Annotated in this window: 13 protein-coding genes and 1 riboswitch; of the genes, 8 read left to right on the forward strand and 5 right to left on the reverse strand. The window is 54.2% G+C overall.

What is annotated here, in order from left to right; translation table 11 throughout:
* Window positions 1–22 precede the first annotated feature (22 nt).
* Both ACZ5N7_RS14115 and ACZ5N7_RS14120 read left to right on the forward strand, forming a co-directional pair.
* Complete coding sequence (locus ACZ5N7_RS14115; RefSeq protein ID WP_464659282.1) at window positions 23–502, forward strand: GNAT family N-acetyltransferase; 480 nt, start codon at window positions 23–25, stop codon at window positions 500–502.
* Window positions 503–555: 53 nt separating this feature from the next.
* A complete protein-coding gene (locus ACZ5N7_RS14120) occupies window positions 556–948 on the forward strand; it encodes a VOC family protein (protein ID WP_464655020.1) in 393 nt (130 codons plus the stop codon).
* On the opposite strand, the gene ACZ5N7_RS14125 is transcribed toward ACZ5N7_RS14120, so the two are convergent.
* Complete coding sequence (locus ACZ5N7_RS14125) at window positions 930–1,220, reverse strand: 4a-hydroxytetrahydrobiopterin dehydratase (protein ID WP_464655021.1); 291 nt, start codon at window positions 1,218–1,220, stop codon at window positions 930–932. The two genes, ACZ5N7_RS14120 and ACZ5N7_RS14125, sit on opposite strands and share 19 nt — an antisense overlap.
* 97 nt (window positions 1,221–1,317) lie before the next feature.
* A complete protein-coding gene (locus ACZ5N7_RS14130) occupies window positions 1,318–1,812 on the reverse strand; it encodes a hypothetical protein (RefSeq protein ID WP_464655022.1) in 495 nt (164 codons plus the stop codon).
* A 177-nt stretch (window positions 1,813–1,989) separates the two neighbouring features.
* Between ACZ5N7_RS14130 and ACZ5N7_RS14135 the strand changes: the two genes are divergently transcribed.
* The 5 genes from ACZ5N7_RS14135 (at window position 1,990) to ACZ5N7_RS14155 (ending at window position 9,511) form a co-directional block, all read left to right on the forward strand.
* Window positions 1,990–3,567 carry a hypothetical protein gene (locus ACZ5N7_RS14135; protein WP_464655023.1) on the forward strand — a complete coding sequence of 526 codons (1,578 nt, stop codon included), beginning with the start codon at window positions 1,990–1,992 and terminating at the stop codon, window positions 3,565–3,567.
* Window positions 3,555–6,425: a DEAD/DEAH box helicase gene (locus ACZ5N7_RS14140; protein WP_464655024.1), complete on the forward strand. Its 2,871-nt coding sequence runs from the start codon at window positions 3,555–3,557 to the stop codon at window positions 6,423–6,425. The genes ACZ5N7_RS14135 and ACZ5N7_RS14140 overlap by 13 nt, the downstream gene beginning before the upstream one ends.
* Before the next feature lie 244 nt (window positions 6,426–6,669).
* A riboswitch (SAM riboswitch) is annotated at window positions 6,670–6,781 on the forward strand.
* 120 nt (window positions 6,782–6,901) lie between these two features.
* Window positions 6,902–7,927 carry a methionine ABC transporter ATP-binding protein gene (locus ACZ5N7_RS14145; protein ID WP_464655025.1) on the forward strand — a complete coding sequence of 342 codons (1,026 nt, stop codon included), beginning with the start codon at window positions 6,902–6,904 and terminating at the stop codon, window positions 7,925–7,927.
* Window positions 7,924–8,607, forward strand: a complete 684-nt coding sequence (locus tag ACZ5N7_RS14150) for a methionine ABC transporter permease (protein WP_464655027.1) — start codon at window positions 7,924–7,926, stop codon at window positions 8,605–8,607. The genes ACZ5N7_RS14145 and ACZ5N7_RS14150 overlap by 4 nt, the downstream gene beginning before the upstream one ends.
* A gap of 58 nt (window positions 8,608–8,665) precedes the next feature.
* Window positions 8,666–9,511, forward strand: coding sequence for a MetQ/NlpA family ABC transporter substrate-binding protein (locus ACZ5N7_RS14155; RefSeq protein WP_464655028.1), 846 nt, complete (start codon window positions 8,666–8,668; stop codon window positions 9,509–9,511).
* Between the two features lie 144 nt (window positions 9,512–9,655).
* Here ACZ5N7_RS14155 and ACZ5N7_RS14160 read toward each other — a convergent pair whose 3' ends face one another.
* The 3 genes from ACZ5N7_RS14160 to ACZ5N7_RS14170 all read right to left on the reverse strand — a co-directional run bounded on the left by ACZ5N7_RS14160 (window position 9,656) and on the right by ACZ5N7_RS14170 (window position 13,542).
* Window positions 9,656–11,224: a UDP-glucose--hexose-1-phosphate uridylyltransferase gene (locus ACZ5N7_RS14160; RefSeq protein ID WP_464655029.1), complete on the reverse strand. Its 1,569-nt coding sequence runs from the start codon at window positions 11,222–11,224 to the stop codon at window positions 9,656–9,658.
* 151 nt (window positions 11,225–11,375) lie between these two features.
* Window positions 11,376–12,362, reverse strand: a complete 987-nt coding sequence (gene galE / locus ACZ5N7_RS14165) for a UDP-glucose 4-epimerase GalE (protein ID WP_464655031.1) — start codon at window positions 12,360–12,362, stop codon at window positions 11,376–11,378.
* 1 nt (window position 12,363) lies between these two features.
* Entirely contained in the window at window positions 12,364–13,542 is a 1,179-nt protein-coding gene (locus tag ACZ5N7_RS14170; RefSeq protein ID WP_464655032.1) for a galactokinase, read from the reverse strand.
* Window positions 13,543–13,745: 203 nt separating this feature from the next.
* On the opposite strand from ACZ5N7_RS14170, the gene ACZ5N7_RS14175 reads away from it, so the two are divergent.
* Complete coding sequence (locus ACZ5N7_RS14175; RefSeq protein WP_464655033.1) at window positions 13,746–14,150, forward strand: AraC family ligand binding domain-containing protein; 405 nt, start codon at window positions 13,746–13,748, stop codon at window positions 14,148–14,150.
* Window positions 14,151–14,321 lie beyond the last annotated feature (171 nt).

The raw sequence follows: 14,321 nt of genomic DNA on the forward strand, positions 1-14,321 counted from the left end.
TGCGCAAGCGATCCATTGGCGGATGGAACCGATGTCGGAGCGGCAGGGGCAGGAAATCTGCACTTGGGCTTACGAGCCGCCGTACGATGAATACAACTGGCCCGCTTGGCATGAAATGGCCGCTCACGGCATGGAATTTGCCGATCCGGATATCCGTGAAAAGCAGTATTATGCAATAACGGACGAAAAAGGGCAGCTTTGCGGATTCGCCCAACTGTTCCCGATGGCAGGTGTTACCCGGCTTGGGATCGGCATGCGTCCCGATTTGACCGGTAAAGGCCTTGGCGCTTCTTTTGTACGCCATATTGCCTTGGAAGCGGCGAGAAAAGAGCCCGTTAATGAAATCGATCTGGAGGTCCGCACCGACAATCCGAGAGCATGCCGCACGTATGAGAAAGCCGGTTTTGAGCTGACCGATACATATAGAAAGAAAACGCCCGTTGGCTGGTTGGAGTTTCACTGCATGGTTTTTCACAAGAAGGAAATAAATGACAAGCAATGAATATATATAGTAAGGCACATTGCTGACAATCTTTGAAAAAGGACTGATTCCCTATGAAAATGGCCATGCGCTACATCATTCTCTATGTAAGCGACCGCGAAGCCTCCGTCCGTTTCTACCGCGATCTTCTCGGACTGCCGGTGAGGCGGGAGCAGGGCACATACATCGAATTCGATACGGGCAGCACTATGCTAGCGCTAAACACCAAGGAATTTGTACGCGAAATGATGGAGTTTCCGGTACCCAACCAGACTTCCCATTCGTTTGAAATCGGTTTTGTCGTAGAGGACGTGCGGGCGGAGATTGAACGCCTGTCCGCACATGGAGTACCCGTATTGACCAAGCCCGCGTTGAAACCATGGGGGCAGACCGTGGCTTACATTTCGGATCCCGACGGTCATTACATTGAGATCTGCTCCTCCATGGATCACTCCTCGCCCGAATAAAGCTTGTCAAAAGCGCGGGCGGCTTGAAAATCCACACTTGTCAGGCCGCCCGCGTTCCATGTCGTCAGCCGTAGGGTCACCAACCTGAAATCAATGGTGATAAACGGATGATGGTTCATCGTTTCGGCCGCCTCGGCCAGCTCGCACACGAACCCGACGGCCTGCTTGAATGTTTTGAAACGATATTTGCGGACGATCCACTTGCGGTCGTCGCGATGCCAATCGTGAAGGGTCGTAAGTTCCGCCATAATCTGATCCTCGGACAGCTTCATCTCTCTCGCCTCCCCGGCACCATATCAAGATCATTGGGGCTCCCCGCAAAGTATTCGGATTTCGCTTCGACAGCTTCACTTCACTGTGTGTGGTCTGCTATGGAGCGGGCAACGCCTTTGCAGCGGCCGTATGCTCCAGCATCTTCTTCGCGACTGTGTAGCAATCCTCAACGTGTTTATTTCCTACATATTTCATCGCGGTAAAGCTGAGACCTGCGGCCAGCCCCTGCCCTACGACCGGCACAAATTTCGCCGCCTGCTTGACCGCAATGCGTTTGCTGAACTTTTTCAAAATCCCCAGAAGAATCCCCCTGGTTATCATCTGGCCCACCAGTTTGCTTCCCACCGTCTTGATTATGCTGTACAGCAATGCCTTTTTTTCATGGTCCAAGCGGGAAATATGCGCCTCCGACAAGCCGAACCGGTAGTTGATTTCGGGTAGCATCTCCAGGAGTATCGCAAGATCCGCCGCTATATCCGTACCTGGCAGGGGCACTAAGGCAGCTGAACCGGATGCTGCAGCTCTTTTGGTCACGAGTTTTTTGCATTCCGCTCGAATCTGTTCCAATTGCTCCATTGTAGTCGGCAACATGAAGACACCGCCTTTTTACTATAGTATAACACCTCTTAACCCTCAGCGTCGGCTTTTAATCAAGCGCAGGGTTCTTTCTTTTAAAAAAAGGATATGCTAAGGAAATGGGCATTTTCGGAAAAAAATGTGGTATGATGAAGGGATAGAGGTTTAACGTTCGGAGGGAATTTCGGAAGTATGATAAAGCTGCAGATCCCCAAAAACCGCATAAATTATTTGCTTCAGCAGCTTCAGGCGCATTTTGATACGACGGAGCTGGAGCAGGGTTGGGAAGACTTTCACAAGGGCGTCGTCCACGATGTCGAGCTGGTGCACAGCATCGTCACGGCCAAAGTGGGCGTTCCGCATAGATACCGGGTCTCTATCGATTTGGATTCGTTCACGGGCAGTGAATGCGAATGCGGGCAAGGCCCTCGCTGCAGACATGAGGCTGCGGTTATTTTTCAGCTGTACACCCCCTTCGGAAGGCCGGAACTGCTGCTGAACCAGCTCAAGCAGGCGGTAAAAGTGCGCAAGAAGGCCACTCTCGGCAAACAGGCGAAGAAGGCTCCAGACCGGATCGTCACGCCTTCGCCTGAGGATTCGGTGCCGGCCTGGCAGAAATATTTTGAAGGGCAGTTTTACGGGTACACGCTATCCCACCAGACCTCTGTGGAATCCTTTTATACATCCGCCTGGGAGAAGCTGACGGGCTGCGCGGCCGGTTGGGACTCTCCTGTTCGCACCGTCTACGGGCTGAATGTGCTTTTATTTATGATGAAGCGGATCGAGCAGTTCTACCAGGAAACGCAGACTTCCTATCTCTCCTATTATCTGGAAAAAAGCTGCAGGGCGGCGGCATTGCAGTGTGTGGAGCAGTGGAACGAGGTTGTCGGGCGCACGGAGCGGGAGCAGCTTGCCTCCGTCAGAGCGAAGCTGGAGGAAACGCTGGAGCTGCTGGGCAAATTGGCGCTGCAGGCGAAGGAAACACCCGTGGACTGGTTGGCCGCCTACAGGTCCCTCTGGAGCAAGCTCGCGGATCCCGAGGCCATGGGCAAGGAAATGCGGCGGTTGGATCAACTGCTCGCGAAGACGGACCTGACTCCCCGCAGAAGAGATGTACTGGCTATCGCCAGGGCCCATTTCGACGTAATCCGGGGACACGACGATGCTGCGCGGGACCGGCTTTCCGGGTTGAACCGCAAGGAGGTCGGCGACTTCTTCGGTTATTTGGACACGTTCTATGCGCAGCAGGATTGGGGACGGATGCTGGAATGGCTGCGCTGGCTGCAGCCTGCGCTTCCCCGGGCGAAGCAGGATGAATTCCGCGCGGTGTGCCAGTACTGGATTGACACTGTGAAGCATTTGGACTCCGATGAGGAGTGGGTAAAAGTGATGCTGGAGCTTTTGCCAAGAACGTACTATTACTACACCGCCTATCTGCTCCAGTCGAAGCGCTACAAGCAATGGGTCGATCTCCAGCTGTCCAACCAAATTTCGCCGCTCAATCTGTACTCCACCGAGCTGAAAGCGGTTGAAAGCGCGGACCGGAAGCTTCTGCTGCCTTTATACCACCAATCGGTGGAACGGTCGATTATGGAAAAGAACCGGGCCTCCTATAAAACTGCGGTCAAGCTGCTCAAAAAGCTGGAAGGCCTCTACAAAAAAACCGGGCGGGAGCTGCTGTGGCAGGAGTATATTTATCGCTTGTCCATTAAATATTCGCGCCTGCGCGCGTTTCAGGAGGAGCTCAAGAAAGGAAAATGGATCTTATGACGGAGAATGGACAACTTACGGTTCACGCTTCCTGGGTTCCCTCCGGGTACTTCTTTCTATGGGGCGCCCGCCGGGGCGGCGGAATATGGGATGCGACAGAGCTCAAAATGATGTTGTTCGCCTGGCATGAGCCTTCTTTTTACGGCACTTTTATTGAAACCGCCGAATGGGACCACAAGGAAGGCTTGCGGCTCTCCGCTCTGCCTGCTCTCGATTTTTTCCGTGAGCCGAAGACTGTGCAGCATCTTCCGATAGAATGGTCCGAAGACAGCGCCAAGTTGATTGAGCAGGCTCCCGCGATCCATCAGTCGTTAGTCGAGGGACGTTTTATGCCGGATTACGAAGCATGGCAGGCGGGCGAAATCGGGTGGAAGCTCGAGCTCGCCGGGAACCGGATGATCAGCGGCGCCGACCTCCCTGAAGGGTGGATCAGCCAGTTGATCCGGGAATGGGCGGAAGAGAATCCGGAGGTCAGGGCGAACCTTAGGCAGTTGGAGCAGTCTTACCCTTTGCTGCGGCGGGCCGGACGGGCAGCAAACGTCTGGCTGGACGAAGAGGACTGGCTTGTGTCGATCGGCTGGCAGCAGGACCGCAGCGCGTTTAGAACCTGCCTGCGCCTGTCGGAGCCGGAGGAAGGCGAGTCAGCCTGGAAGCTGCATATTCTGCTGCAGGACAGGGAGAACAAGGATGTGATCGTGCCTCTGGACGAAGAATTATCCCCCTTGGAAGGGTCTTTTCCCGAGCATTGGCAGGAGGATTTGGAAAAACGCCACGCCGACGTCAGCCGCTGGATAAGACTGCTGCCGTGGCTGAAAAAGGACGGGGAGCCGCTTGAACAACCGCTGCGTACGGCTCTTACGGCAGAAGAGGCCTGGCGGTTTCTGACGGAGGGCAGCCTGCGCCTGATGGAGGCCGGATACTCCGTATTCCTTCCGGCCTGGTGGGAGCGCATCCGCAAATGGAGGCCGAGATTAAAAGCCCGCGTGAAGTCTTCCATTGGTGCCGGCCGTCAGTCGATGTTCGGGCTCCATCAGCTGATGGATTTCGACTGGAAGCTTGCCGTCGGGGATTTGGAGCTGACCGAAGAAGAGTTCCGCGAGCTGCTTGAGGAGAAACGGAATCTGGTTAGAATCCGCGGAACCTGGATTCAGCTGGATCCCGCCATGCTTTCGCAGATGGAGCAGGTTATGAAGCGGATGCAGAAGAAGAAAGGTCTCTCCTTCCGCGATGTCATGGAGCTTCATCTGCTGGGAACGCCGCCCGGGGACCCTTCCGACGAATGGGGGCCAAGCAGTGACGCCCTGCAGCTGGAGGTGGAACTGAACGAGCAGCTTCACCAAATGTTCGCACAGCTGGAGCACGCTGAGGCGGTTCCGATGGCCAGTCCTCCCGAGTCATTTCGCGGAAAGCTGAGGACGTACCAGATCGAGGGGATCTCCTGGCTGCTGTTTCTGCGCCGGTTCGGACTGGGCGGATGCCTGGCCGACGATATGGGTCTTGGCAAAACGATTCAATGGATTACTTATCTGCTGACCGTGAAAGAACAGGAGCACCCACCCACCCCTTCCATCCTCATTTGTCCCACTTCGGTGCTGGGAAATTGGCAGAAGGAGCTGAACCGTTTTGCGCCGACGCTTAACGTTTATCTGCACTACGGGCCGAATCGCGCGAAAGGCGAGGATTTTGCCCGGTCGGTGGAAGGGTACGATCTTGTGCTGACCTCCTACACGCTGGCCCATATCGATGAGGCGGAGCTCGGTTCCATCGAGTGGAGTTCCATCTGTCTGGATGAAGCCCAGAATATTAAGAACGCTTATACCAAACAGTCTGCGTCGATACGCAAGCTGGAGGGCTATCACCGGGTCGCCTTGACAGGTACTCCGATCGAAAACAGGCTCACGGAGCTTTGGTCGATCTTCGATTTTCTCAATCCGGGTTACCTGGGCAGCCTGCGTGATTTTTCGCAAAAATTTGTCCAAGGTATCGAAAAAGCCAAGGATCCGGAGTTAATCGCCAAAATGCAGCGTTTTATCCGCCCGTTCCTCCTGCGCAGAGTGAAGAAAGATCCGTCGATCCAGCTGGATTTGCCGGACAAAAACGAATACAAAACCTATGTGTCCCTCACGCCGGAGCAGGCCACATTGTACGAGAATTACATCCAGGATATGTTCTCGCGCATCGACAGCATCTCCTCGATGGAGCGGCGCGGACTGATTCTCGCCTCGCTCACCCGGCTGAAGCAGATCTGCAACCACCCCGCCCTCTTCACCAAGGAGGGCCTGCACACACCCTGGCAGCAGCGCTCCAACAAGGTGGACCGGCTGCTGGAGATGGTCGGGGAGCTCCGCCAGGAGGGTGACAAGTGCCTCATCTTCACGCAGTTCGTCCAGTCCGGCCACATGCTTCAGCATATTCTGCACAGCGAATTGAATGAGCCCGTTCAGTTCCTTCACGGCGGGACGCCGAAGAAGGAACGCGACCGGCTGATCGAGCACTTCCAGGAGACTGACGCGGTTCCGGATGAAGAGGTGTGCGGAGTGTTTATCCTTTCGCTGAAGGCGGGCGGCATCGGGCTAAACCTGACGGCGGCGAACCATGTGTTCCACTTTGACCGCTGGTGGAATCCGGCGGTGGAGAACCAGGCGACAGACCGGGCGTTCCGGATCGGGCAAACCCGCCACGTCCAGGTGCACAAGTTCGTCACACTCGGCACGCTAGAGGAGCGCATTGACGAGCTCATCGAGCGGAAGCAGAACTTGAGCCAGCAAATTGTGGGAAGCGGAGAAAGCTGGATCACCGAGCTGTCGACCGAGGATCTTCGGGAGCTGTTCGCGTTGAGGCAGGAGTGGATGGCGTGAACGTGGTATTCAATTGTAAAATTAAACGGAGCCGTTATGGACTCCGTTTAATTTTAAAGTGACGGAAAATTGCGCTTCGGGGATCCACTGTCTGGCATGAAATTCGCGCCCTTTTACCAGCCTGCACGGCCCCCGTGACACCCGGCTGCCTGCCTCTTGACAATACGGCAGGTTGTAAGTATACTCTCGTTTATAGTGTTTAATTCTAACCGGCGGTTGAATAATCGTTTTTCAAATAGAACACTTCTTATCAAGAGAGGCGGAGGGGAAAGGCCCTATGAAGCCCGGCAACCTATTTTCTGATGAAATGTGGTGCCAATTCCTTCAGAATCGGTCTCGGTTCTGGCAGATGAGAAGGGTGTCAGTGTATGCTAACCCCTTTTTGTCTTTTGACTTAAAGGGGTTTTCCGCTGTTTCGCCAAGGCTTAAGAATGGTTGGACAAGCATAGTTCTCTGCTGTGGAGGTGAAGAAAGCATTGATCGTACTGCGCGATATTTATAAAGAATATACAAGGGGCAAAGAGGCGATCCCCGCCCTGAACGGTATCAACCTGGAGGTCAGCCGCGGGGAAATCTACGGGATTATCGGACATTCCGGCGCGGGAAAAAGCACGCTGATCCGCACCATCAACCTGCTGGAGCGCCCAACGTCCGGACAAGTCTGGGTCGGAGACGTCGAGCTGACCGCGTTAAGCCGGGGCAAGCTCCAAGCCGCAAGGCGCGGAATTGGGATGATCTTCCAGCATTTCAACCTGCTGTCTTCGGCAACGGTGGCGGAGAACGTCGCTTTTCCGCTGCAGCTTGCCGGACGCCCGAAGGCTGAAATCCGCCGCAAGGTGGAGGAGCTGCTTAAACTGGTGGGCCTGGAGGCGTTCGGCGGCTCCTATCCGTCGCAGCTCTCGGGCGGACAAAAGCAACGCGTAGGCATCGCCCGCGCGTTAGCCAGCGACCCGCAGGTTCTGCTCTGCGACGAGGCTACGTCGGCGCTTGATCCGCAAACGACGAACTCTATCCTTGAGCTGCTGCTCGACATCAACCGGAAGCTGCAGCTGACCATCGTGCTGATCACCCATGAGATGCAGGTTATCCGCTCGATCTGCGACCGGGTAGCCGTTATCCATAACGGCAGCATTGTGGAGGAAGGCCCGGTCACCAAAGTGTTCCTCAGGCCCCGCCATGAGGTAACGCGGGACTTTATCGAGCAGGTCAGCGAGAAGACCGACCTCCCTGCTTATACCAGCGCGCTGGCCAGCGAAGAATACCGGTCCATCATCAAGGTTTCCTTCCTGGGTGAGCAGACGTACCAGCCGATACTGTTCGAAACAGTCAGCGAAACCGGCTGCACCTTCGCCATTCTGCACGGCACGATTTCGACGATGAAGCATACCCCTTACGGCCAGCTCGTTGTGGAATTGGCCGGCAAGGAAGACAAGGTCCGCAGGACCGTTGAAATTCTGCAAAGCCGCGGAGTCGAAGTGGAAGCGGAGGTGGCCCGCGTATGAACGGTTTCATATTCTCTTGGGACCGGATCGATTGGCCGGAGATCTGGCAAGCTGCTCAGGATACGCTTACGATGTTGACGGTTTCTACGTTATTTACCGTCTTGATTGGGCTTCCTTTAGGCATAGTGCTCTACCTTGCCTCAAGGAACGCTTTAACGCATAATTCTTTGGACCGTGCCATTTACTTCATCTTGTCTTTGATCATTAATGTACTGCGTTCGGTCCCTTTTATAATTCTGATGATCATGCTGTTCCCTTTAACCAAGGTCATCGTGGGCAAAACGATCGGAGTCGAAGGCTCCATCCCCCCTTTGATCATAGCAGCGGCCCCCTTCTTCGCCAGGCTGGTGGACACTTCTCTGCGAGAGGTGGACCGAGGTGTGGTGGAAGCGGCGCAATCGATGGGAGCAAGCCCTTGGCAGATTATCTGGAAGGTGTTGCTTCCCGAATCCCGTCCGGGGTTGATAGCAGGAATTACCATTACTGCAGTCACCCTCGTGTCCTACACGGCCATGTCCGGAGTTATCGGCGGCGGGGGACTGGGCGATCTGGCGCTCCGTTACGGTTACCAGCGATTCCAGACCGAAGTGATGATCGTGACCGTATTCCTGCTGGTCGTGCTGGTGCAGCTGCTGCAGATGGCGGGCGATTGGCTAGTGAAGCGTTTTGTAAGAAAATAAGTTCGTGAATGGCGTCTTCGGGCGTTTTTCTATACTCAAATTAAAGGAGAGAAACACGATGAAAAAATGGATTGTCAGCTTCACCGTTCTTGCGTTAATCTTCGCGCTCGCCGCTTGCGGCAAAAAGCCGTCCGACGGCGGCACTTCCTCTTCCCCTGCACCATCGGCAGGTGGCGATAATAAAACAGTAACCCTTAAGGTGGCGGCAACCGCTGTCCCTCATGCGGAAATACTTGAATTTGTGAAGCCCAAGCTGAAAGAGCAGGGCGTGGATCTACAGGTGAAGGTGTTCACGGATTATGTGCAGCCGAACGTACAGGTCAATGAGAAGCAGTTCGACGCGAACTTCTTCCAGCACAGCCCTTATCTGGAGCAGTTCAATAAAGACAAGAACATGAATCTTGTAAAAGTGGCCGGCGTGCATATCGAGCCTTTCGGCATCTACTCCAAAAAAATCAAGAAGCTTGACGAACTGAAGGACGGAGCCACCGTCGCCATCCCTAACGACCCTACCAACGGGGGCCGCGCACTTGCGCTTTTGGAGAAATCCGGCGTGATTAAGCTGAAAGATGGCGTAGGGATCAAAGGCACCGTCAAGGACATCGTGACCAACAGCAAGAATGTCAAAATCAAAGAGCTTGAAGCCGCTATGCTGCCTCGCGTTCTGGATGAAGTCGAGCTTGCTCTGATCAACACCAACTACGCTTTGGAAGCGAAATTCAACCCTGTGAAAGACGCGATTGTTTTGGAGGATAAGAACTCTCCTTACGTCAACATCCTGGTCGCCCGTCCCGACAACAAAGACTCCGACGCCATGAAAAAGCTCGCTGCAGCTTTGAACAGCCCGGAAGTGAAGAAGTTTATCGAGGACAAATATGCGGGAGCGGTCGTTCCGGCATTTTAATGAGCCGGCTTCGGCCGTCTAAATAGAAGCACCCCTCCAAGCAGATCAGCCTTGTACTATAGGGCTATTGGGGAGATCCCGTTCTGCCTGGAGGGGCGTTTTGTTGTTCTCGGTCATTCGCTTTGTTGTTTTGTACACAATGCACTATAATACCTCGCAGCCCACCCGCGTCAAAAATTTGACAAACGCCTGCTGCCCCTGCTCATCCCTCTTGTACACGCCGGCGTCCTCAAGTACGGCCAGAAACTTGGCGCCGACTTCCATCTTCAGCTTCTCTTCCGCCTCCGCAGCCGACAAGGCGCTGCCGTACTTCGTCAGCAGCTCGTCGATCCATGCCGCATGCTTGTTCAGCTCGTGGGAGCTGTTTTCCCTAAGCTCCTGCGAAACAGGAGCCTCTCCGGTCAGAATCCGGCTAATCATCGCCAGCTCCCGCTGCAGGCGGCCAGGCAGCACCGCAAGCCCCATCACTTCAATCAAGCCTATGTTCTCTTTCTTGATATGGTGAAGATCCTGATGCGGATGGAAGATTCCGTCCGGGTGTGCCTCGGAAGTCCGGTTGTTGCGCAGCACCAGATCCATCTCATATTCGCCGTGCGCGTTATTCCTGGCAATCGGCGTTATCGTATTATGCGGCGTCCTGCTGGCCCCTTCTTCAGAATAGGCCGTGATTTCCGCCTCGTCGTCGCTGTACTCTCTCCATTCGTCCAGAATGCGGGAGGCCAGCTTGAGCAGAGAATCCTCCTCGTGGCCGGAAATGCGGATGACCGACATCGGCCATTTCACTATGGAAATTTTCAAATCCGGGAAATCCTTGTGGCTGAAGCTGCGCTCTGAGGGCGCTTTTTCCATCGCAAACCGGTGGCGTCCTCCCTGGAAATGGTCATGGTTCAGGATCGAACCGCCCACAATCGGCAGATCTGCATTGGATCCGATAAAATAATGCGGGAACTGCTCCACGAAATCAAGCAGCCTTTCAAACGTCGCCTCGGATATTTTCATCGGCACATGCTCTTTATTAAAAATAATGCTGTGCTCGTTGTAATACACATAAGGAGAATATTGGAACATCCAAGGTTCTCCGTCCAGCTCCAGCGGGATGACCCTCAGGTTCTGGCGGGCCGGGTGATTCAACCTTCCCGCATACCCCACATTGCTGATGCACAGAAGGCATTTGGGATAGTTGCTTTGCGGAGCCGTCTTGAGCAGGGCGATTTCTTTAGGATCCTTTTCCGGTTTGGACAGGTTCACCGTAATCTCGATATTGCCGTACGCTGTCGGCGCCAGCCAGTATTCGTTCTTTTGGATCCGGTCCATCCGGATATAGTTCGAGTCGATGGATTGACGGTAGAAATCGTCCGTCGCCCGCTCGATTCCCTGCTGTCTTGCCGTAGACCAGAAGCAGTGGATGACCTCCGAAGGGCGGGGCATAACCAGACCCATGATCCGCGCATCCATCAAATCTCTGTAAGTCGAGTTGTTCTCCGCCAGGATTCCCTGCTCAAAAGCGTAATCCAACAAAGCTTCCAGTATGGGCACCGCACTTTCCAGCTCCTCAGCCGGCACTTGCCCTTCATACGGCTCTTCAATCTGAAGCAGATCCAGCAGAGTATTGCGGCAAGAATACACATCCATCGCCTCGATCAGCCTTCTTTGTTTGGCGAACAGCAGCAGCCTCTCTATTTGTAAAGCGGCATTCTCTTTAGTCTGGTCCATCTTCACGCCCTCCTCCTTACAGAATCTGGTTGAGAAAGCCCTTGCCTTCAGGCATGGGATGAATAGGCTTCAAGCAAAGGGGCTGTCAACAGACAGCTTAATTGCACGACACGCTTCTATTCCTGCTCACTTTCCGTATCCCTGTTCCTGCTCACTTCCCGTAGCCCTGCGGATGGCTCTGGTGCCAGTTCCAGGCGCTCTCAATAATTTGCTCCAAAGAATCGTGCTTCGGCTTCCAGCTCAGCTCCGCTTTCGTACGGTCGGACGAGGCGACAAGAATGGCCGGGTCCCCCGCCCTTCTCGCTTCCACTTTGGCCGGGATAGCATGTCCTGTCACTCTGCGCGCAGCCTCGATCACTTCCTTGACGGAGAAGCCTTTGCCGTTGCCCAGGTTGTAAATCTTGCTTTCCGCCCCTTCGCGCAGCTGATTCAAAGACAGGATATGGGCGTCCGCCAAATCCGTCACATGGATGTAATCGCGGATACAGGTTCCGTCCGGGGTGGCATAGTCATCGCCAAAAATCGAGATGTGCGCACGCTGATCCAGCGCCACCTGAAGAATAATCGGGATCAGATGCGTTTCGGGAGAATGGTCTTCCCCGATTTTGCCGCTTCCATGCGCACCCGCCGCGTTGAAATACCGCAGTGATACATAGTTGATGCCGTGGGCGGTGTCGAACCACCTCATCATTTTTTCCATAGCCAGCTTTGTTTCCCCATAGGCATTGGTCGGCAGGGTACGGTCCGTCTCCAGGATCGGCACATTCTCCGGCTCGCCGTAAGTGGCCGCTGTCGAGGAGAAAACGATTTTCTTCACTCCGTACTCGTTCATTTTGTCTAGCAGGCACAGTGTTCCGTAGACATTGTTGTGATAATATTTGGCCGGGTTCTGCATGCTCTCTCCAACCAGGGAATTCGCAGCAAAATGAATTACCGAATCAATCGTATTTTCCTTAAACACCGTATCCATAAAATCTCCGTCGCGCAGATCTCCCACATATAGCTTGCCACCGAGCAGCGCTTCCTTGTGTCCCTGCCCCAGGTTGTCGACAACGACGACTTCCTCGCCTTTGTCCAAAAGCTCCGCCACAGTATGGGAGCCGATGTACCCCGCTCCGCCAGTCACTAATACCGCCATCTTAGTTTTCTCCCTTCCATTCCTTAACTCCGTCGCCGATATCGCAAACATAAAATGCGGCTGTGAGTCCGGTTTTCTCTTTGTAGTCGGCTCCTACTTGTTCAATGAAACGTTCCACACTGTCTTGATGAACCAGCGACACGGTGCAGCCGCCGAAGCCTGCGCCCGTCATGCGGGATCCCAATACGCCAGGAATTTGCATAGCCGCTTCCACCATCGTATCGAGCTCGAAGCAGGACACCTCGTACAGGTCGCGCAGCGATTCGTGGGATTCCTTCATCAGCCTGCCGAATGCTTCAAGATCGTTGTTATTCAATACTTCCATTGATTTAAGGACTCGGTCGATCTCCTCAATAACGTGCTTGGCACGCTTGCGAACCACTTGGTCCTGGATCAAATCGGCGTTCTCGTTGAATTGTTCCGCGCTTACTTGGCCAAGCAGCGTAATATCGGTAAATTTTTCACGCAAATCCTCGACCGCTTGCTCGCACTGGGCCCTTCTTTCATTATAAGCCGAGTCGACCAAGCCTCTCTTCTTATTCGTGTTGCCGACAACCAGCTTGTAATCGCCGCTCCGGAAAGGAACATGCTGAAATTCGAGCGTGTCGCACATGAGCAGGATCGCATGGTCCTTTTTCCCGTTAGCTACAGCGAATTGGTCCATGATGCCGCAATTGACGCCGACGAATTGGTTCTCGGCCTTCTGCGAAAGGAGAGCGATCTCTACCGTATCGGTTGGCTGATCTTCCATCGACAACAGTGCGTAAGCCGTTACCACCTCAATGGAAGCGGAAGAGGAAAGGCCGGACCCGTTAGGGATTTCGCCGTGGTAAAGCACGTCATAACCGCCTACGGTAATCCCCTTTTTCAGCAGCTGGTCGACGATCCCTTTCGGGTAGTTCATCCAATCGTCGGCCTCGTCATATTTCAAGCTGCTTGTGGAGATTTGTTTGCGGAGCTCGAAGTTTGTGGAAGCCAGCCCCAGCTGCCCATCCTCCCTTGGACGGATCAGCATCGTCGTTCCAAACGTCAGCGCCGCAGGGAAGACATAGCCGCCGTTGTAGTCCGTGTGCTCTCCGATCAGATTAACGCGCCCTGGAGCGTGAAACACGCGAACCGCTTCTTGATTGCCTCCGTATAACGCGATAAACCGGTCTTTCAACTGCCCTATATCCGTCATCCCAAAACACCATCCCTAAGCAGAATTTTGTGTTGTGTTATTTGCTTTGTATGATTGATTCTATCGTCAGTATACAGCACATCAAGGATTGCCGCCAGGAAACGATGTCAGGTCTATATGGAAAAATGTCAGTTTTTTTCGATAACTTGTTCTATGCCGTGGTATACTGGAACTACTCTATCCGCTCGTGGAGGTGATACACTGTGCCCAAACCGGAAAGCTATTCCGTCATTTCCAATCCTTTTCCCGACCCCATAGAGCTGCTTGTGCTGTTTTCCGGCAGCGCCCAGACAGTCCCAGGCCATAAAGTCGGCCCCAAGGTCGTTGATTATTACCTGATCCACCATGTCGCGGAGGGAAGAGGCACCTTCACCTGGCTGGGCCAGCAGTATGAATTGGGGGCCGGAGACAGCTTCCTCATCCAGCCCGACACGCTGATCACTTATACAGCCGACGAGCAGGTGCCTTGGTCTTATCAATGGGTGGCGTTCAGCGGGCCGCTGGCCTCCGGGCTTGTGGCTCCACCGGCCTGTCGCCCAGGCAGCCTGTCCTTCATTCGCAAGGACGGGGCATTTCCGCACTTTTTCAAAGGATCAAAAATACATTAAAGCTAAGAAAGCCGAGCTTGAACCTAAAAGTCAACGGGTATCTGCATCTTCTGCTCGCCGAATACAAGGAGGCTTCCCGCCCTCAGACTGAAGGCGCCGACGAGACCAACGAAATGAAAAAAACCGTTCGGCAGGCTATCCATTATTTATCAAGCCAGTACTCGGAACCGA

The sequence above is a fragment of the Paenibacillus sp. JCM 18996 genome (assembly GCF_055392555.1).

Bases quoted from the DNA above. Each gene is read 5' to 3' on its own strand.
- ACZ5N7_RS14160 (WP_464655029.1), bottom strand. From the start codon at position 11,224: ATGGACCAGACTAAAGAGAATGCCGCTTTACAAATAGAGAGGCTGCTG.
- ACZ5N7_RS14125 (WP_464655021.1), bottom strand. From the start codon at position 1,220: ATGAAGCTGTCCGAGGATCAGATTATGGCGGAACTTACGACCCTTCAC.
- ACZ5N7_RS14155 (WP_464655028.1), top strand. From the start codon at position 8,666: ATGAAAAAATGGATTGTCAGCTTCACCGTTCTTGCGTTAATCTTCGCG.
- ACZ5N7_RS14135 (WP_464655023.1), top strand. From the start codon at position 1,990: ATGATAAAGCTGCAGATCCCCAAAAACCGCATAAATTATTTGCTTCAG.
- ACZ5N7_RS14140 (WP_464655024.1), top strand. From the start codon at position 3,555: ATGGATCTTATGACGGAGAATGGACAACTTACGGTTCACGCTTCCTGG.
- ACZ5N7_RS14115 (WP_464659282.1), top strand. From the start codon at position 23: ATGGAACCGATGTCGGAGCGGCAGGGGCAGGAAATCTGCACTTGGGCT.
- galE (WP_464655031.1), bottom strand. From the start codon at position 12,362: ATGGCGGTATTAGTGACTGGCGGAGCGGGGTACATCGGCTCCCATACT.
- ACZ5N7_RS14130 (WP_464655022.1), bottom strand. From the start codon at position 1,812: ATGTTGCCGACTACAATGGAGCAATTGGAACAGATTCGAGCGGAATGC.
- ACZ5N7_RS14120 (WP_464655020.1), top strand. From the start codon at position 556: ATGAAAATGGCCATGCGCTACATCATTCTCTATGTAAGCGACCGCGAA.
- ACZ5N7_RS14150 (WP_464655027.1), top strand. From the start codon at position 7,924: ATGAACGGTTTCATATTCTCTTGGGACCGGATCGATTGGCCGGAGATC.
- ACZ5N7_RS14170 (WP_464655032.1), bottom strand. From the start codon at position 13,542: ATGACGGATATAGGGCAGTTGAAAGACCGGTTTATCGCGTTATACGGA.